This window comes from Kocuria sp. SL71 (assembly GCF_026672465.1).
Lineage (GTDB): Bacteria > Actinomycetota > Actinomycetes > Actinomycetales > Micrococcaceae > Kocuria > Kocuria palustris.
Genome location: NZ_JAPPRE010000001.1, coordinates 1,791,950 through 1,810,116 on the forward strand (window position 1 = coordinate 1,791,950; position 18,167 = coordinate 1,810,116).

13 protein-coding genes, 1 tRNA gene and 2 pseudogenes are annotated in these 18,167 nt (G+C 71.4%); 6 read left to right on the plus strand and 10 right to left on the minus strand.

Annotation, left to right across the window (positions count from 1 at the left end; all coding sequences use genetic code 11):
• Positions 1-46 precede the first annotated feature (46 nt).
• Both OVA15_RS08080 and OVA15_RS08085 read right to left on the minus strand, forming a co-directional pair.
• Positions 47-128, minus strand: a tRNA-Tyr gene (locus OVA15_RS08080).
• A gap of 132 nt (positions 129-260) precedes the next feature.
• The gene (locus OVA15_RS08085) at positions 261-458 is read right to left on the minus strand and encodes a hypothetical protein (protein WP_268144223.1); all 198 of its coding nucleotides are present in this window, start codon (positions 456-458) and stop codon (positions 261-263) included.
• 210 nt (positions 459-668) lie between these two features.
• Here OVA15_RS08085 and OVA15_RS08090 point away from each other — a divergent pair, with 210 nt between their 5' ends.
• Positions 669-1,160 carry a YajQ family cyclic di-GMP-binding protein gene (locus OVA15_RS08090; protein ID WP_006215871.1) on the plus strand — a complete coding sequence of 164 codons (492 nt, stop codon included), beginning with the start codon at positions 669-671 and terminating at the stop codon, positions 1,158-1,160.
• A gap of 87 nt (positions 1,161-1,247) precedes the next feature.
• Here OVA15_RS08090 and htpX read toward each other — a convergent pair whose 3' ends face one another.
• Positions 1,248-2,126, minus strand: coding sequence for a zinc metalloprotease HtpX (gene htpX / locus OVA15_RS08095; protein WP_024289893.1), 879 nt, complete (start codon positions 2,124-2,126; stop codon positions 1,248-1,250).
• Positions 2,127-2,267: 141 nt separating this feature from the next.
• Entirely contained in the window at positions 2,268-4,856 is a 2,589-nt protein-coding gene (locus OVA15_RS08100; protein WP_268144226.1) for a sigma-70 family RNA polymerase sigma factor, read from the minus strand.
• A 325-nt stretch (positions 4,857-5,181) separates the two neighbouring features.
• Between OVA15_RS08100 and OVA15_RS08105 the strand changes: the two genes are divergently transcribed.
• Together OVA15_RS08105 and OVA15_RS08110 are read left to right on the plus strand one after the other, a co-directional pair.
• On the plus strand, positions 5,182-5,721 hold the full coding sequence (locus OVA15_RS08105) for a Fur family transcriptional regulator (protein WP_268144228.1): 540 nt from the start codon (positions 5,182-5,184) through the stop codon (positions 5,719-5,721).
• 82 nt (positions 5,722-5,803) lie between these two features.
• Positions 5,804-7,324, plus strand: coding sequence for a catalase (locus tag OVA15_RS08110; protein WP_204782175.1), 1,521 nt, complete (start codon positions 5,804-5,806; stop codon positions 7,322-7,324).
• A gap of 151 nt (positions 7,325-7,475) precedes the next feature.
• On the opposite strand, the gene OVA15_RS08115 is transcribed toward OVA15_RS08110, so the two are convergent.
• Positions 7,476-8,978, minus strand: coding sequence for an SseB family protein (locus OVA15_RS08115; RefSeq protein ID WP_268144230.1), 1,503 nt, complete (start codon positions 8,976-8,978; stop codon positions 7,476-7,478).
• Positions 8,979-9,041: 63 nt separating this feature from the next.
• Here OVA15_RS08115 and OVA15_RS08120 point away from each other — a divergent pair, with 63 nt between their 5' ends.
• Both OVA15_RS08120 and rarD read left to right on the plus strand, forming a co-directional pair.
• Positions 9,042-10,484, plus strand: a complete 1,443-nt coding sequence (locus OVA15_RS08120) for a DUF6882 domain-containing protein (protein ID WP_204782177.1) — start codon at positions 9,042-9,044, stop codon at positions 10,482-10,484.
• A gap of 140 nt (positions 10,485-10,624) precedes the next feature.
• Positions 10,625-11,269 (plus strand): annotated as a pseudogene (gene rarD / locus OVA15_RS08125) (EamA family transporter RarD); the annotation flags it as partial.
• Positions 11,270-11,622: 353 nt separating this feature from the next.
• On the opposite strand, the gene OVA15_RS08130 reads toward rarD, so the two are convergent.
• From OVA15_RS08130 to OVA15_RS08150, 5 genes and pseudogenes are all read right to left on the minus strand, one after another.
• A complete protein-coding gene (locus tag OVA15_RS08130) occupies positions 11,623-11,733 on the minus strand; it encodes a methionine/alanine import family NSS transporter small subunit (RefSeq protein ID WP_082677002.1) in 111 nt (36 codons plus the stop codon).
• Entirely contained in the window at positions 11,730-13,424 is a 1,695-nt protein-coding gene (locus tag OVA15_RS08135) for a sodium-dependent transporter (protein ID WP_268144235.1), read from the minus strand. The genes OVA15_RS08130 and OVA15_RS08135 overlap by 4 nt, the downstream gene beginning before the upstream one ends.
• Before the next feature lie 113 nt (positions 13,425-13,537).
• Positions 13,538-14,593, minus strand: coding sequence for a polyprenyl synthetase family protein (locus OVA15_RS08140; protein WP_268144237.1), 1,056 nt, complete (start codon positions 14,591-14,593; stop codon positions 13,538-13,540).
• A gap of 11 nt (positions 14,594-14,604) precedes the next feature.
• Positions 14,605-15,935, minus strand: a pseudogene (locus OVA15_RS08145) (geranylgeranyl reductase family protein).
• The gene (locus OVA15_RS08150; protein WP_268144239.1) at positions 15,932-16,663 is read right to left on the minus strand and encodes a demethylmenaquinone methyltransferase; all 732 of its coding nucleotides are present in this window, start codon (positions 16,661-16,663) and stop codon (positions 15,932-15,934) included. The pseudogene OVA15_RS08145 and the gene OVA15_RS08150 overlap by 4 nt, the downstream one beginning before the upstream one ends.
• A 74-nt stretch (positions 16,664-16,737) precedes the next feature.
• Between OVA15_RS08150 and OVA15_RS08155 the strand changes: the two genes are divergently transcribed.
• Positions 16,738-18,126: an isochorismate synthase gene (locus tag OVA15_RS08155; protein ID WP_251714552.1), complete on the plus strand. Its 1,389-nt coding sequence runs from the start codon at positions 16,738-16,740 to the stop codon at positions 18,124-18,126.
• Positions 18,127-18,167: the final 41 nt, after the last annotated feature.

Here is an 18,167-nt window from a genome sequence, read left to right on the forward strand (position 1 = left end):
CGTGTGGTCCGGGGCGCCTTCCTGGTCCTGCACAGCAGGACGCGAGTGGCAGATGAGGGATTCGAACCCCCGTAGGCAGTGCCAGCTGATTTACAGTCAGCCCCCTTTGGCCGCTCGGGTAATCTGCCGCGACCGCACCGGGCGAGCCGATGCCGGAGATGCTCTCTGTGCGGGAGCACCGCTACTTTAGCGAAGCACCGGCCTGCGGCCAAATCCCGGCACGGGGCCAGTGCTCGCCCGCTCCGTCAGAGCTCGCCGGCCTAGGGCGCTGAGACGCGGGCGGACAGGCGGCCGAGAAAGGCATCGGCCTGCTCGCGGGAGACGTCTCCGCGCGAGACGGCCTGAGCCAGCTCCTCCGCCACCGCTTCCAGGCGGGGGTCGGAGCCGGCGGTGCTTCCGCCCAGGCGGGAGCTCGCGATCGCGGCACTGCGAGTCGAGGGGCTGTCGATCAGATTCATGCCTCCATGCTCGGCCGTTCACCTGTGCGAACCTGGTGGAGAGCATCACGGATTCATCACGACTCCCTAGACTGGAGCCCAGAGGCCCGTGATCACGCGGGCGACGGCCCCGTCGTCGGCCGGAATTCCCAGGCAACTGCTGCGACTTGTTGCCGTGCAATGCGTCCGACGACCCCGTCGATGACCCTGAAGAGCCCCAGGAGGAGCACCATGGCCAGCGATTCCACCTTCGATGTCGTGAGCAAGGTCGACAAGCAGGAGGTCTCCAACGCGATGAACCAGGCGCAGAAGGAGGTCGCCCAGCGCTACGACTTCCGCGGCGTGGGCGCAGAGATCGACTTCTCCGGCGAGAAGATCCTCATCAAGGCCAACTCCGAGGAGCGGGCCAAGGCCGTGCTGGACGTCTTCCAGTCCAAGCTGGCCAAGCGCGGCATCTCCCTGAAGTCCTTGGACTCCGGCGAGCCCTTCGCCTCGGGCAAGGAGTACAGGATCGAGTCCACCATCAAGGAGGGCATTGCCCAGGACGACGCCAAGAAGATCACCAAGATCGTGCGCGATGAGGGCCCCAAGGGCGTCAAGGCCACGATCCAGGGCGACGAGCTGCGCGTCTCGTCCAAGTCCCGCGACGACCTCCAGGAGACCATCGCGCTGCTCAAGGGCAAGGACCTGGACGTCGACCTGCAGTTCATCAACTTCCGCTGACAGTCCCCCGCCGCCGCGCCCTGGCGGACGACGAAGGGGCGCCGTCGCAGCATCTCGGCTGCGACGGCGCCCCTTCGTCGTGTCGGCTCAGCCCTCGTGGAGCATGGCCTGCAGGCGCTCGATGCGCTGGGCCGTGGGCGGGTGCGTGCTGAACATCCGGGAGAGCCCGCCGCCGCGGAACGGGTTCGCGATCATCATGGACGACGTGTTGACCACCCTCTGGTCATCGGCCGGCAGCGGCCTGGCGTTGACGCCGTTCTCGATCTTGTTCAGCGCATTGGCCAGGGCCAGCGGATCGCCCGTCAGCCGGGCGCCGTCCTCGTCGGCGTCGAACTCGCGGGTGCGCGAGATCGCCATCTGGATGACCGAGGCGGCCACCGGGGCCAGGAAGGCGACGGCCAGGGCCGCCAGCGGGTTGCCCCTCTCGTCGCCCCCGCGCCCGCCGAAGATCGCGGTGAACTGCAGGAACTGCGCGATCGAGGTGATGATGCCCGCGATCGCCGCAGCCACGGACGAGGTGAGGATGTCCCGGTTGTAGACGTGCTGAAGCTCGTGGCCCAGCACGCCGCGCAGCTCGCGCTCGCTGAGCAGCTGCAGGATCCCCTCCGTGACGCACACCGCGGAGTTCTTGGGGTCGCGGCCGGTGGCGAAGGCATTGGGACTCGAGGTGGGCGAGACGTAGAGCCGGGGCATGGGCTGTCCGGCGCGATCGGAGAGCTCGCGCACCGTGGCGTACAGCCAGGGCGCCTGCTGCTCGCTGACCTCGACGGCGTGCATGGAGCGCAGCGCGAGCTTGTCGCTGTTCCAGTAGCTGTAGGCCGTGGAAGCCAGCCCGATCAGCGCGAAGAGGAGGATGAAGATCGAGCTGCCCGTGCTCAGCGAGATGCCGTACCCGATCAGCACGAGCAGGCCCCACATCCCCCCGAGCAGCGCTGCGGTCTTCAGCCCGTTGAAGTGTCGGTGCATGCCGGATCCGTTCCTCTCGTTCAATGGGGCCGTCTGGTCGCGCCGGAGACCCAGAAGCGGCGCTCCGCCGTCTTCCCAGGCAGCCCCGGGTGCGCGCGAGCCCTCATCAGGGAGGAACCGGCAGCCTCAGACGGGTGTTCCCTATTCGGCTGTGTCTGCAGACATTTCCCAGTATCCGCTCCCCCAGGGCCACAGGGTCTGCCACAGCCGCGGCCACTGCTCACGAGGCACCCACACCCAGGTGGCGCCCTCCACCTCGGCCGGAGGCTGGTTCGGATCGGTGCTGCCGCTGCCCGGAGTCGTTCCGCCCGTGTTCGGCTGGTCGGGATCCGCAGACTCCTCGCCCGGCTCCGTGGCCGGATCGGTGGGATCGATCGAGTCGTCGGTGGCCGAAGAGGTCACCTCGTCCCCCGACTCGGTGGGCGCCGCGGTCGACTTGTCGGAGTCCGCAGGCGCCTCGCTCGGGTCCGTGCTGCCGCTGCCCGGAGTCGTGCCGTCCATGCCCGACTGGCTCGGGTCCGTGCTGCCGCTGCCCGGAGTCGTGCCGTCCGTGTCCGACTGGTCGGAGCCCGCAGACGCGTCGCCCGCGTCCGACTCGCCGGAGCCCGCAGACCCCCACCCGTGTCCGACTCGCCGGAGCCCGCAGACCCCCCACCCGTGTCCGTGGCCGGATCGGTGGAATCGGTCGAGTCGTCGGTTGCCGAAGAGGTCACCCCGTCCCCCGACGCGGTGGGCTCCGGGGTCGGCTCGGGGGTGGGCTCCGGGGTCGGCTCGGGGGTGGGCTCGGGGGTGGACTCCGGCTCCGGTGCGGGCTCGCCGGTGGGATCGGGTTGCGGAGCCGGATCGGTCGTGCCGCTCGAACCGGGCTCGCCGCTGGAGCTGCCGCTGCCGGAGGCCTCGCCGCTGCTCGAGCCGCCGGGGCGCCTTCGCCCCCTGTGCCGCCCGACGCCCCGCCGTCGCTGCCGGAGGCACCGCTGCCGGAGCCGCCGCCGCTCGCGGGCCGATCGGCTCCGTCGTCAGCACCGCCGGCAGCGGCGTCGCCGGCGGCACCGGAGTCCGCCCGTTTCCTGCCCGACTGTCCTCGGCCGAGGCCTCGCTGCCGGAGTCCGCGCCGTTGTCAGCGCTCTGGTCATCGGCCTGGTCGGCCGGGCCGAAGGCCGCGAGCCGGTCGGCGCTGTCCGACGCATCGGCCGGATCCGCCGAGGAGGTTCCGCCGCCGGGCGCCGAGTCAGCGCCGGCATCGCCGGCAGCGTCCCCGAACAGGGAGCCGCCCGAGTCCGCGCCGTCATCACCGCCACGGCCGTCGCCGTCACCCTCGCCGTCGCCGCTCTGCTCGTCGCTGCTGTCGACCTCGCCCTCGCCCGCGGGGAAGGGCAGTCCCCCGATGGCGCTGGCACCGCCGTCGTCATGGCGGACGAGCGTGGACACCCAGCCCGACGAGGAGACCGCAGCCGCCGCAGCGACCACGCCGACCGCGACCTTCAACCCGATGCCGCCGGCCACGTCCGCGCCCATGCCGAGCTTGCCGCCCTCGCTCGCCGAGCCGGCCCCACCGGCGGAGCCGGCGCCCGCTGAGCCTGTGGCTGTCTCGGAGCCTGCGGCGACTGCGCCGTCGGCGGGTGCCGGAGTCAGCGCTGAAGGGTCTGCGGGGCCTGGCCGGAACCGCCCGATACCTCCGCAGATCCCCGGCGGAGCTCCCGCCGGCCCCTGCGGCGAGCGCACTGCCCGTGCCGGAGGCGAGGATCGCGGTGAGCACCTTGGACTCGGTGCCCCACAGCGGCAGCGCCGCCAGCACCGGAGGATCCAGACGCGCAGGCCCACGCCGACGTCCTCGAGCTGGAGGTACTCGGCGGTGCAGCGCGGGCAGGCGTCGAGGTGCTGCTGCAGCTTGGCGCGGCGTCGGGAGGCCAGGGTCCCTGCGGCGAACGCGCCCAGCTCGCCGGCGTACTCCGGGCAGGCGTCGGTGGCCTCGGCCGAGACCTGCGCCTGCAGGTAGGCGCTCTGCAGCCCCTGCCGGGCCCGCTTGGCCAGGGCGGAGACGGCGTTGGGGCTGATCTGCAGCTCCTCGGCCACCGCCGCGGGCTTCATGCCCTCGATCTCGGTGTGCCACAGCACGGCCTGCCAGCGCTCGGGCAGCGAGCCGTAGGCCGTGGCCACCACGGCGGCCTCGCACTGTCGCACGACGACGTCGTCGAACTCCTCGGGTCGATCCAGCTCGGCCTCGTCCTCCGAGGGGCGCACGCGGCCGGCCGCCATGCCGTGGTCGACCGCCAGACGGCCGATGGTGGTGACCAGGTAGCTGCGCATGTACTTGCGGGGGCCGCCGCCGCGGCGCAGGACGCTGAGGATGCGGGCGAAGGCCTCGGAGACCAGGTCCTCGGCGTCGTGCACATTGCGGGTGTGCATGCGCGCGACGTTCAGCGCGGTCGAGCGGTGCCGCTCGTAGAGCGCGGCGTACGAGCTCTCGTCGCCGGCGCGAGCCGAATCCAGCAGCGCCTCATCGGCGATCGCCTCATCCTCGGGGGCCGCGGACTCCTCCTGCGGGGACTCGAGGTCTGCGGGGGCGATCGGTGCGGCGGCCGCACCGGCATCGTCGGCAGCGGACCGCGGCGTCTGCGTGCCCGGGCCGGCCTCCGCCCCGTCCTGAGGGCGCGGCTCGTGCCCGGAGGCGGGCCCGTGGCTCGTCGCCTCCGGCTCGCTGTCCGCAGGATTCTCGTGATGGGGGTTCATGGGGCGCATTCGGTGCTCGGACGTGGGAGGCGGCTTCTTCAGCCCTGGTCGTCAAACGGAGGCATCCGACAGGAGGCTCAGTCCGCCCCCGTGTGCGGGCGCTCGCGTCGAGGCCGCCGAACCGCAGCAGGCACTCCCGGAGGGGACGCGGCGATCTGCACCCGAGGATAGGCAAGGCCGACGCGCGGGGCCAGTCGGATGACGGCGCCGCAAGAAAAACATGCGTTCGCATCACCGCAGATCAGCGTCGTCGCCTCCCCGAGACGAGTGAGGCAGGGCACGCCGTTCTTGTGAGTTTCTCAGAATTATCGCTACACTCGGGACCATGAGGACATCAGCACTCGAGACGGAGACCCACGGGTACCCGCCGCACGAGGGCCGCGTCGTGACCAGCGAGGACTGGAGCGCACAGCTGCGAGCCCAGGGGCGCCGGGTCACCCGTCAGCGCCTGGCCGTCCTGGACGCAGTCCAGGACCACCCCCACAGCTCGGCCGAGCAGATCGCCGAGCTCGTGCGGGAGCAGCTGCCCAGCATCAGCACTCAGTCGGTGTACGTCGTACTGACGGACCTGACGAGCCTGGAGATGCTGCGCAAGTTCGAGCCCCCGGGCCGACCCGCCCTCTACGAGACCCGCACCGGCGACAACCACCATCACGCCTACTGCGTGCGCTGCGGGCAGGTGGAGGACGTCGACTGCGCGGTCGGCGCCGCGCCGTGCCTGAGTCCCTCGGATGACCTCGGCATGCAGCTGCTCTCCGCCGACGTCCTCTACCGCGGCATCTGCCGCAGCTGTCGTGCGGCCGAGGCCGCCGCAGCAGCGGAAGCCGCCCCACAGACCCCCGGAGCGGTCGCTGCTGCTGGCTGACCCGGGCCGTCGCAGGGGCGGCGCGTCAAGCGCGGCGCCCGGATCGACGACCATCGCAAGATCACCTCACAGGAGGAACACCGTGGCCGAGAAGAACATCTACGAAGACGGACTGCGCCCCACCGGCGAGTTCACGACCGATCAGCTGGGCAAGCCCGTCCAGTCGGACGCCCACTCGCTGACGAGCGGCGGCCCCGACGGCGTCATCGCCCTGCACGACACCTACGTCGTGGAGAAGCTGGCGGCCTTCGACCGCGAGCGCGTCCCCGAGCGCGTGGTGCACGCCAAGGGCGGCGGCGCCTTCGGCGAGCTCGAGATCACCGAGGACGTCTCGGAGTACACCCGTGCGGCGGTCTTCCAGAAGGGCACCAAGACGCCCATGCTGGCCCGCTTCTCCACGGTCGCCGGCGAGCAGGGCTCGCCCGATACCTGGCGCGATCCCCGCGGCTTCGCGCTGAAGTTCTACACCACCGAGGGCAACCTCGACATCGTGGGCAACAACACCCCGATCTTCTTCATCCGCGACGGCATCAAGTTCCCGGACTTCATCCACTCGCAGAAGCGCCTCCCCGGCTCGGGCCTGCGCGACAACACCATGCAGTGGGACTTCTGGACCCAGTCCCCGGAGTCGGCCCACCAGGTCACCTACCTCATGGGCTCGCGCGGCATCCCCAAGAACTGGCGCCACATGAACGGCTACGGCTCGCACACCTACCAGTGGGTCAATGAGGCCGGCGAGCGCTTCTGGGTGAAGTACCACTTCATCTCCGAGCAGGGCGTCGAGGGGCTCACCGGCGAGGAGGCCGCGCACATCGCCGGCCAGGACGCCGACGCCCACCGCCGCGACCTCTACGACTCCATCGAGAAGGGCGACTTCCCGGCCTGGTCGGTCGAGGTGCAGATCATGCCCTACGAGGACGGCAAGACCTACAAGGTCAACCCGTTCGACGTCACCAAGACGATCTCGCACAAGGACTACCCGCGGAAGAAGATCGGCCGGTTCGTGCTGAACCAGAACCCGCTGAACTACTTCGCCCAGATCGAGCAGGCGGCCTTCTCCCCGGGCAACACCGTGCCCGGCCACGAGATCTCCCCGGACAAGATGCTCATGACCCGCGTGTTCTCCTACCCGGACACGCACCGTCACCGCATCGGGGCGAACTTCGCGGAGCTGCCGGTGAACTACCCGCACTACGCCGAGAACAACTCGTACTCGCACGACGGCCCCATGCGCTACACCTTCAAGGCCCCGACCCAGCCGGTCTACGCGCCCAACACCGCCGGCGGCCCCGTCGCCGGCCAGGGCGTCAAGCCGGCCGACGAGATGCGCTGGGAGACGGACGGCGAGATGGTGCGCGCCGCCGCGACCCTGCGCGCCGAGGACGACGACTTCTCGCAGCCCGGCAAGCTGTACTCGGAGGTCATGGACGCCGAGGAGCAGCAGGTCCTGGTGGACAACATCGCCGGGCACGTGGGCGACGTCCAGGACGAGACGATCAAGGAGCGCGCCTTCCAGTACTGGGAGAACGTGCACCCCGAGCTGGGCAAGCGCGTGCGCGAGGCGGAGGCCGCCAACCGCGGCGCCGACGCCAAGTACGTGTGATCCGCTGATCCGCCTCCGGCCGCTGCGCGGCCGACGACAGGCCCCCTCGACCATCCGGTCGAGGGGGCCTGCTTCCATCCCGCTGCCCTGCGGCCACGAGCTCCAGCGCAGCAGGACGGATTCCGCGCGGAGGCGCCGCCCGGGCGCGCCCTCAGCGGAGGTCAGGCGAGAACGGCTGGCTGCCCGGTATCGCGCCCGGGTCCTCCGACTCGGCTTCGCAGTCCTCGTCGTCCGCCTCCGCCGCGCGGCGCTGCTGGTCCTCGGACTCCTCGAGCGAGGCCAGCAGGCGGAAGATCTCGTCCATCTCGAACACGGCCATGGGCGCCCTGGCGTTGAGCCGGATGCGCTGCGCCCCCGAGTCCAGGGCCATGCGCAGGACATCGCGACCGGAGGCCGCACGGGACTCGAGGCTGCGGTCCAGGGCCGCGACCTCGGCCACGGAGGTGAAGACGTAGAGCGTGTCCGCGGTGCCGTCGTCGTTCGAGGCGAAGACCGGCGGCGGGACGGAGCCGTCCTGCGGGGGCTCGGTGGCCACGAGCAGCCTGGACTCCCGCCCGACCATGCCGCCGAGGATCTGCGGGATGCTGCCGGAGACCAGACCGCCCTTGACGACGTCGTTGTGCGGCGAGGACAGGGCCCACTGGATCTGCCGACGCGGGATGCGGCAGGAGGCCTTCCCCGGATCGACCACCAGGTGGTCGTACTGCTCGTCCTGCATCAGGATCTGCAGCGGCACGAGCGTCGGCTGGCGCAGCAGCGTGGGCTCGCCGGCCTCCTGGCCCGAGAACCGCCGGAAGGCCTCCCGGGCCTCCTCCTCCGAGGTGAACACTGCCAGGCCCACGGCGCCGTCCTGATCGCGCAGGCTCTGCAGCCGGATCGTCGACTCGGGACCGGGCTGGGCTCCCTTCGCATCGGGCACCAGGTCGGAGCCGCTGGCATCGAGCACCACGGTCCCCTGCATGGCCTGGCGGAGGACCTCGATCATCGCCTCCTCCGAAGGGGCGGCGGCGAAGCCGAGCACGGCTTCGCGCAGCAGCGGATTGACGGTGGACCCGTCCACCGCGGAGGCGACGTCCTCCGGGGCCAGCACGGGGACGCTCACGTCCGCCTGCGCGGCCATCTCGGCCAGCCACGACGGGACCCGGTCCTCCGTGCGCGGGAAGCGCTCGAGGTGCGCGAGGGCGTCCTCGAGCCCGTACGGGCCCTCCTCGCCAAGGACCTCCGGGCGCTCGTCGTAGACGTGGCGGGCCGTGAAGCGGTGCTCGGGCTCCGGCCAGCCCTCGGCGATCACGATCACGCTGGTCGCGAACCAGGTGCCGCGTCCGGGACGGTAGCTCAGCGACTGCAGCCGCTCGATGCTGCGCAGCACGGGGCTCGCCGCGTTGAGGGGGCCCACGGTGCCGGGCAGGACCCGGCCATCGCGCTCCTCCGAGATCCGCAGCCACACGCGGCCGTCCTGCGGCTTCAGATCGAGGATCATCCGCTGCCAGCCGGGCCGGGCGTTCACGACGCTGAGCACCCACTGCCCGATCGTGCGCAGCTGCTGCTGCAGCAGCTCGGCGATCTGGGCGTCGGTGCGCTGCTCGGCGCTGTGGCTGCCCGGACGGCGGCCGGAGGGCTCGGGAACGGGGGCGGGGGCGGGATCCTGAGTCATGGCTCAACCCTATCCAGGTCCTGCCACCGCCCGGGCGCGCTCTGCCTTGCTAGCCTGGGGCCCATGACGACATCACTGCAGCAGCTGATCGACGATTCGGTCTTCATCTCGACCGAGCACCAGGCCCGCCTGGCCGAACTGAGCCAGGGCGTCGAGTGGGACGTCGACTTCTCGGCAGCCTCGTTCACCCTGCAGTCCGACCCGCCGGTCACGCTGCGCCCCCACCTGCTGGGCACCGACTCCACCAGCCGCGGCTCGTGGATCTGGGCCTGGCAGGAGCTCGGGCACTTCCCTCCGGAGGTCGTCGCCGCCTCGGTGCAGGCCCGCCAGGCCGGCTCGCGCAGCGATGTCGAGGAGCTGATCGCCGATGAGATCCCCCGCGAGGACGGGCTGGCTCGTCGCCTCGCCCTGGCCGCGAAGTCCGTCACGGGGATCTGGGCCCACTACCCCGCCGGCGTGGGCGGCCAGGTCACCGCATGGCTGCTGCTCGAGGGCCCCGAGCTCGAGCTGCCCGCGCTGGACGTCGAGACCATGATGCGCGTGATCGCCGAGGCGCTGCAGACCGGCACCGCCGAGGACCACTGCCGCGCAGTGGACTCCTACATCCGCCTGCGCGGCGCTCACATCGACTGGGACGGCGAGACCACCTGCGTCATCACGACCCGCTCCGGCGCCCAGCGGCTGTGGTTCGAGGACCGGAAGATCGATGCCGCCGAGTCCGCCGATCCCCTGGTCGGGGAGCAGGAGCTCAGCGTCCTCGAGGAGGAGGCCGTCTCCCGCCGTGAGGCCCTGCGCGCCGATCGCGACGATGCGCTGCGTCTGGCCGCTGCGGAGGCCGAGCGCGATCGCGCCGCCCGCCAGGCCGACGAGCAGGCTCGCCGGGAGGCCACCGCCGCCCAGGAGCGCGCCGAGCAGGAGCCGGCGGCTCCCGCCGCCGATGCCGAGCAGACCCCGCTTCCCGACCAGCTCTCCCGCGAGGAGCTCGAGGCCCCCGTGCCGGCCTCCGAACAGCCCGAGATCCAGGACGACGAGCCCGCCTACGAGATCTCCCACGACGAGCCGGAGCAGCCGCGCGAGGACGAGCCGACCGTCACCTACGGCGGTGCTGCCGCCGAGGACGACCTCCCCTACGACCAGGATCCGCGCCGCGACGTGGCTCCCGGCGAGGTCACGACCTCCACGGTGCCCGTGGCCGAGACCCCGGACGTGGCCGAGACCCCGGACGAGGCGGAGACCTCGGACGAGGACTCCCACGACGACGAGCGCTCTTCCGAGGAGGCTGCGGCCGCCTCTGCCGAGCAGGACCGCCCGGAGGCTCGGGAGGCCGAGACCGTCGAGCGCGTCGATGCCGAGGACCTGCGCCGCCAGGACTCCGAGCGCACCGTCGCCCCGGTCGAGGACCCTCAGGACGCCACCGTCGACGACGAGGCCGCCGAGCGGACCCGCCCGGCCGAGGACGACCAGCCGCGCAAGAAGGGCTTCCTGAGCCGCTTCTTCGGACGGTGAGTCTGACGCCGGACCCGGCCCCGACCTCCGGTCCGGCCCCGGAGGTCGTCGACGTCCGCCACCATGTGCGCAGCCCCCGCGCGGGGCTGGCACAGGGCATCGCCGCCTACACCTTCTGGGGCGTGCTCCCGCTGTACTTCGTGGCGCTGGCGCCTGCCGGCCCCTGGGAGATCGTCTCCATGCGCATCGGGTTCGCGCTGGTGCTGTGCATGATCATGCTCGGGGTCTTCCGGCAGTTCGGCCGCTTCGCGGCGGCGCTGTCCCAGCCGCGAGTGCTCGGCCTCCTCGCGCTGGCCGCCGTGCTCGTGGGGATGAACTGGACGCTCTACACGATCGCCACGACCTCCGGGCACACGCTTGAGGCCTCGCTGGGGTACTTCATCAACCCTCTGGTCTCGATCCTTCTGGGCGTCCTGGTGCTGCGTGAGCGGCTGCGGCCCCTCCAGTGGGGCGCCCTGATCCTGGGGGCGACCGCTGTGCTGGTCATGTCGGTCTTCTACGGCCAGGTCCCCTGGATGTCGCTCGGGCTGGCCTTCACCTTCGGCTTCTACGGGCTCGTGAAGTCCATGGTCGGCAGCAGCTGGCCCGCCCTGGTGACCCTGTCGGTCGAGACGCTCGTGCTGCTGATCCCGTCCTCGATCATCGTGGGGCTGCTGATCAGCCGCGATGCGCTGGTCTTCGGCACCGCCGGCCCGGCCAACACGGCCCTCATGATCGGCACGGGCGTGATCACCGTGGGCCCGCTGCTGCTGTTCGGGCTCGCGGCCTCCAACCTCCCGCTGTCCACAGTGGGCATGCTGCAGTACATCGCCCCGATCCTGCAGTTCATCGTGGCGGTGGTCATCCTGCACGAGGCCATGCCGCCGGAGCGCTGGGCCGGGTTCTTCGTCGTCTGGGCCGCCGTCGTGCTGATGATCGCCGACGCGGTCCTCGCCGGGCGTCGCCGCCGCCGCGACCGTGCAGCCGAGCCCGTCGAGGCGCGCCCCTCAGCTGAGCCGGCCACCGCACGGAGCACGGCCTCGGGACAGAGACGACGAGTCGCCCCCGAGCACGAGGCCCCTGCCTCCGGCTGCCCGTCAGGCAGCGGAGGCAGGGGCCTCTGCGGTTCACCGGAGTTCGCACAGAGCGGTTGCCGGTCTCAGTCGTCCTGCTCCTCCGGGGAGTTGCGCAGGTGCAGCAGCGAGGCGAGCAGGCCGCCCCAGACCGTCACCATGGCGACGATCATCATGATCACGGCGGTGGTGCTCATCGGACGTTCTCCTCGTTCTCAGCAGGAATCTCGGTGCGGGCGCCGGGCTCGGAGCCCTGTGCCCAGGGGCTGCGGGGGCCGTCCTGCAGCGGGGAGTGCCCGGAGGTCCCGAGCAGGCGCCGATCCAGCACGGAGTCCAGGATGGCCGGGGCCGGGGACTGCTGGGAGGCGCGCGAGCGCTCGGACCAGGGGATGCGGGTCATCAGCCAGGACAGCACCGGCAGCGCCAGCGCCATGCCCCAGCCGAACACGCCCACATACCAGCTCGGGTATCCCCCGTAGCCATCGGACAGGGTCACGGACAGCTGGCCGATCAGGGAGTAGCCCAGCACGACGACGCCCAGGCCGCCGACCAGCAGCATCCAGGTGCGCCCGAGCTTGAAGGTGGACACCGAGTTGAGGTGATCGCGCAGCACCGGCAGTGCCGTCAGCCCGGCGGTGAGCAGCACGACCGCCACCAGGGCCACGAGCATGATGCCGTAGTTGTTCACGAAGGCGTCGGCGACGTCCAGCAGGCTCAGGCCCGTGGTCGTGGGGAACAGCGCAAGGGAGACGATCGCCAGCGGGACGGTGACCACCAGGACGGCCGGCACGCGGGTCAGGCCCAGCTTGTCCTGGAAGCCCGCGATGATGACCTCCACGATCGAGATCAGCGAGGTGAACCCGGCGAAGGTCAGGGCCCCGAAGAACAGGACGCCGATCAGGGTGCCGGCGGGCGCCTCCGAGATGATCGTGGGGAAGGCGATGAAGGCCAGGCCGATGCCGTTGGTCGCGACGTCGCCTACGGCGACTCCGGACGCGCTGGCCATGAAGCCCAGGGCGGCGAAGACGCCGATGCCCGCGAGGATCTCGAAGCTCGAGTTCGCGAAGCCGACCACCAGCGCGGAGCTGGTGAGATCGGTCTTGGGCTTGAGGTAGGAGGCGTAGGTGACCATGATCCCGAAGCCCACGGACAGCGAGAAGAAGATCTGGCCGTAGGCGGCCATCCACACCGACGGGTTGGACAGCGCCGACCAGTCCGGGGTGAACAGGGCGTCCAGGCCCATGCCGGCGCCGTCCAGGGTCAGGGAGATGACCACCATGACGACGAACATGACGATCAGCAGCGGCAGGAAGATCACGTTGAAGCGGCCGATGCCCTTCTGCACGCCCAGCGACATCACGACGATCAGCACGCCCCACACGAGGATCATGCCGATGAGCACCTGGGGCACGAAGTCGAAGCTCGGGGCGACGGTCTCGGCGACCTGGAGGTACTGGCCCATCAGGAAGCCCTCGGGGTCATCGCCCCAGGCCTTGGTGAAGGAGAAGATCGTGTAGGACCCTGCCCAGGCCAGGATCGCGGCGTAGTACACGGCGATGACGCAGCAGATGGCCAGCTGCCACCAGCCCAGGACCTCCGCCTTGGGGTGCAGGCGGCGGAAGGCCAGCGGGGCGGAGGCGCGGAAGCGGTGTCCCACGGCGTAGTCCAGCATGAGCAGCGGCAGGCCGGCCGAGAGCAACGCGACCAGGTACGGGATCATGAAGGCGCCGCCGCCGTTGTCGTAGGCGATGTACGGGAAGCGCCAGATGTTGCCCAGGCCGATGGCGGAGCCCATGGCGGCCAGGATGAAGACGGTGCGGCTGGAGAAGGCTTCGCGCTCGTGCGAGGAGCGGACCTCCGTGGTCGCGGAAGCGTTGGGTGAGGACACGTTCCACCTCGAGAAATCAGGGCTCGACGGCGCGTGTGCGTCCCGCCGCCTCGGTCATCGAGGTCATGCCCCGGGAATCGGGATCATTTCAGCGGTGCATTTATACCGCATTCTCAGGAACGGCGGTGAACCATGTCACGCCCGAAGGCCTCCAGCGCCGAGCGAGCGGCCGAGGCGGGCAGCGGCTCCAGGGCCCGCAGGGCGTCGTCGACCCACTCCTGCGCGACGGCCCACGACCGCTCGACGGCCTCGTGCGCGCAGATCGCCTCGACGGCGGCGGCCAGGGCGTCGTCGCTGGTCAGATCTGCGTCCACGAGGTCGAGGACGCGCGCCGCGGAGGCATCGCCGTCCTCTGCCATGCGCCGCAGCATGAGCACCGGCAGGGTGAGCACGCCCTCGCGCAGGTCCGTGCCGGTGGTCTTGCCGGTGACCTCCGAGGGCGAGGTGATGTCGATGATGTCGTCGGCCAGCTGGAAGGCCACGCCGATGCGCTCGCCATAGGTCTCCATGGCGGCGCGCACGTGCTCGTCCGCACCGGAGAGGCCTGCGCCGTAGATCCCGCACGCGGCGATCAGCGAGCCGGTCTTGCCCGCCAGCACCTCGAGGTAGTGCTCGAGGGCCTCCGTGCCCTCCGGGACGCCGGAGGTCTCCTTGAGCTGGCCCTCGACCAGTCGGGCAAAGGCGTTGGCCTGGACCTTGAAGGAGTCCCCGGGCAGCTCGGCCACCAGGGACGAGGCGCGGGCGAAGATGAGATCGCCGGTCAGGATCGCGACCGAGTTGCCCCACACCGTGTGCGCGGCCTCGACTCCGCGGCGGACGGGGGCGGAGTCCATGACGTCGTCGTGGTACAGCGAGGCCAGGTGGGTCAGCTCGACGACCACAGCGGCGTCGACGACGTCGTCGTTGATGCCCCCGCCCACCTGGGCGCTGAGCAGCGTCAGCAGCGGGCGCACCCGCTTGCCGCCTGCCTGCAGCAGGTGCGAGGACGTCACCTGGATCAGCGGATCCGTGCTGCGCACGCACTCGGCCAGTCGGTCCTCGATCGCCGAGAGGCCTTCGAGCAGCTGCGGTCCCAGCACCTCGTCCTGAGCGACGGCGGCGAAGCTCGGGGGCAGGATGCCCGACAGCGAGTCGTCGGGGCGCGCGGGGGCCTGGGAGGAGTCAGTCACGATCGGACACTCTACTTCGTCGGGGACGGCTTCTGGAGGCGCTCGTCCGGGATCCCGGACGAGCGCCTCCGGTTGGAGGTGGCCGGGGTGAGGGCGTCCAGCAGCGTGATGGCCCGGTCCTCCCAGGTGTGCGCCGGGCGGTCGCTGAGCTCGGTCATGACCTGCACCACGAAGCGCATGAGCGCGGGCAAGGACATGCCGGTGGCGACGGCGGCCTTCATGATCCGCGGCCGCCCGATCAACTGCGCCAGCGCGCGCCCTGGGTGAAGTGGGCTCCCCATTCGTCCTGCAGCAGCTGCGGATAGCGCGCCAGGACCACGTCGCGCTGAGCTGGGCCGTTGGCCCCGGCGGCCTCGTGGATCTGCTCGGCGGCCAGGCGCGCCGATTGCATGGCATTCGAGATGCCCTCGCCGTTGAACGCCGAGACCAGCCCCGCGGAGTCGCCGAGCAGCATCATCCCGGGCACCCAGTGCGGCGTGCGGGAGAAGGCCATGGGCAGCGCAGCCGAGAGGATGCGGCCGCGCTGATGCTCGGGATCGAACGTCCACTGGCTGGGCATGGAGGCCGCCCAGTCCTGCAGCACGCGTCGGTAGTCCGTGCCGCGGAAGGCCTTGGAGGTGCTGAGCATGCCCAGGCCCACGTTGGCGGTGCCGTCGCCGGCGCCGAAGACCCAGCCGTAGCCGGGCAGCAGGGAGCCCGAGGGGTCCGTGCCGTCGCGCAGCTCGAGCCAGCCCTCCATCCACTCGATGTCCGTGCGCGAGGACTCGTAGTAGCCGCGCACGGCCACACCCATCAGCCGGTCCGGATCGCGGTGCAGGCCCGAGCTGACGGCCGTGCGCGAGGAGACGCCGTCGGCGGCCAGGACCAGATCGCCGAGATGGCGCTCGGTCTCGCCGGTGCGCCGACCGTCCGCGCCGAGCACCGAGGCGTCGGCGCCGATCACGCGGCCGTCGTCGTCGCGGACCACGGAGGTCACGGAGCGGTGCTCGATCAGCCGGGCACCGGCCGCCTCGGCGTGGCGGGCCAGGTGCTGGTCGAAGCCCGAGCGGGGCCGCACCAGCCCGTAGGACGGGAAGTCGGTCAGCTCGGGCCAGGGGACCTCGATCGCGCGGTCGCGGGCGCACAGCCTCAGCCCGCGATTGGCGCGATAGCCGTCCTGCGCGCCGTGCGGCAGGTCCATGAGCTGCATCTCGTGCACGGCGCGCGGAGTGAGGCCGTCGCCGCAGACCTTCTCGCGCGGATGCGCCGTCTTCTCCAGGACCACGACCTCATGGCCGTGGGCGGCGAGCCAGTAGGCGGCGGTGGATCCCGCAGGACCGCCGCCTGCGATCACGACCTTCACGCCAGATCGATGGTGGGCGCGCCGTAGGTGTGCTCGAGCGACTTCACCGCGTGATGCAGGGCCACGATGCCACCGGTGAGATTGCGGTAGCGCACCTCCTGCCACCCGACCTCGCTCAGGTGCTCGGACAGCGTCTCCTGGTCCGGCCAGTCGCGGATGGACTCGGCCAGGTACTCGTAGGCCTCCGGGTTGGAGCTCACCTTCTGCGCGATGCCCGGGATCGCGCGGACCAGGTACTCGCTGTAGAGCGTGCGGAAGGGCTTGAAGACCGGCGTGGAGAACTCGCAGATCACCAGGCGCCCGCCCGGCTTGGTCACGCGCAGCATCTCGAACAGAGCCTGGCGGTGCTCGGCGATGTTGCGCAGGCCGAACGAGATCGTCACGGCGTCGAAGGTCTCGTCGGCGAACGGCAGGTGCGTGGCGTCCGCCTGGATGAAGTCGATGTCCGGGCGGCGATCGCGCCCGACACGCAGCATGCCCTCGGAGAGGTCCACGGCGACGACCTCCGCGCCGGCATCCACGAACGGCTCCGAGGATGTCCCCGTGCCGGCGGCGACGTCGAGCACGCGCTCGCCGGGGACCGCGCCCACAGCGCTGATGACAGCACGGCGCCAGCCCCTGGTCTGGCCCAGGGCGAGGATGTCGTTGGCGATGTCGTACCGCGGGGCCACCTGATCGAACATGGAGGCGACGGCGTCGGTGCGCTTGGACAGGTCTGCACGATTCACGGGCTCCATTGTGGCACCGCCGCCCGACAGCCCGAACCGACATGCCCCGCGGCCGCGGCCTACACTGAGCCGCTATGCCCGTCAGCCACTGCTCACCCGCCCCGTCGGCCCTGCGCCGCAGCCTCACCATGCCCCTCGAGCAGCTGCGCGACGCACTGCCCACGGTCCTGCACGAAGACGCGGATCTGCGCGCCATGCTGCCCGCAGGACCCGAGGCCTGCTGGACGATCGGCGGCCTGGGGCTGATCGGCTTCGGTCGGGCGGCCTCGTTCGCGATCACCGGCGAGGACCGGTTCACGGGCGCCCGGGCATGGTGGGACGACGTCGTGGACGGGCTGCGGATCGAGGATCCGCTGCAGCGCTCGGCCACCGGGCCCGTGGCCTTCGGCGCGTTCGCCTTCGCGCGCTCCTCCCAGCGCCGCTCCGGGCTGGTGGTCCCCGAGCTGGTGCTGGGCCGCGACGGCGACGGCGCCTGGGCGACCCTGGTCTCCTCCTCCCCCGATCCCCTGGGGCCCGACGACATCGCGGAGGCCGTCCGCCGCCTGATCCAGCTCCCGGACGGGCCCGCCCCCGAGACCGCGGCGCCGCGCGCCCTCGAGGATCCTTCTGCCCAGGCAACGTGGCTGGACGGGGTGGCCTCCGGGATCGAGGAGATCCGCTCCGGGAGCCTCGAGAAGATCGTGCTGGCACGGCGCGTCCCGGTGCGCGCGGCCGAGGGCTCGCAGCTGGACATGCCGAGGGCGCTGAGCCGCCTGGCCGCCGACTACGACCGCTGCTGGACCTACACCGTGGACATCCTCGGCCGGCCGAGCCCGGACGGCGGTCGGGCCTTCGGAGCCACGCCCGAGCGGCTGGTGCGCGTGCTCGACGGCGCCGTGCACGCCCGGGTGCTGGCCGGCACCGTCGCGCGGACGTCGTCGGGTCCCGCGAGCGCCGCCGAGCGGGCCTGGGCACACGAGCGGCTCATGGAGGACGCCAAGCAGCGCTCGGAGCACGAGTTCGCGATCGCCTCGTTCCTGGAGGGGATCGCCGCCTACACGGACGCGGTGCGCTCCTCGACCGAGCCGTACCTGCTCGAGCTGCCCAATGTGTGGCACCTGGCCTCGGACGTGACCTGCGATCTGCGCCGCGGCCCCGACGGCACCGTGGCCTCCGCCCTCGAGCTGGTGGAGGCCGTGCACCCCACTGCCGCCGTGTGCGGCACGCCGACCGCCGCCGCGGCCGCTTCCATCGCCCGGCTCGAGGGGATGGATCGAGGCCTCTACGCGGGCCCCGTCGGCTGGGTCGATGCCCGGCACAACGGCGACTTCGGCATCGCCCTGCGCGGCGGGATCCTGGAGGACGCAGCGACCGCCGGCGTCTATGCCGGCTGCGGCATCGTGGGCGCCTCCGACCCCGCGGAGGAACTCGCCGAGACGCGCGCCAAGCTGCGTCCCGTGCTGGGGGCCCTGGGGGCCGAGTGAGACCCATGTGCCGGGTCATTCCATCGACCCGGCATGCTCAG

Coding starts and splice junctions, on each gene's coding strand:
- OVA15_RS08115 (WP_268144230.1), bottom strand. CDS start 8,978: ATGACTCAGGATCCCGCCCCCGCCCCCGTTCCCGAGCCCTCCGGCCGC.
- htpX (WP_024289893.1), bottom strand. CDS start 2,126: ATGCACCGACACTTCAACGGGCTGAAGACCGCAGCGCTGCTCGGGGGG.
- OVA15_RS08120 (WP_204782177.1), top strand. CDS start 9,042: ATGACGACATCACTGCAGCAGCTGATCGACGATTCGGTCTTCATCTCG.
- OVA15_RS08105 (WP_268144228.1), top strand. CDS start 5,182: ATGAGGACATCAGCACTCGAGACGGAGACCCACGGGTACCCGCCGCAC.
- OVA15_RS08155 (WP_251714552.1), top strand. CDS start 16,738: ATGCCCGTCAGCCACTGCTCACCCGCCCCGTCGGCCCTGCGCCGCAGC.
- OVA15_RS08130 (WP_082677002.1), bottom strand. CDS start 11,733: ATGAGCACCACCGCCGTGATCATGATGATCGTCGCCATGGTGACGGTC.
- OVA15_RS08090 (WP_006215871.1), top strand. CDS start 669: ATGGCCAGCGATTCCACCTTCGATGTCGTGAGCAAGGTCGACAAGCAG.
- OVA15_RS08085 (WP_268144223.1), bottom strand. CDS start 458: ATGAATCTGATCGACAGCCCCTCGACTCGCAGTGCCGCGATCGCGAGC.
- OVA15_RS08100 (WP_268144226.1), bottom strand. CDS start 4,856: ATGAACCCCCATCACGAGAATCCTGCGGACAGCGAGCCGGAGGCGACG.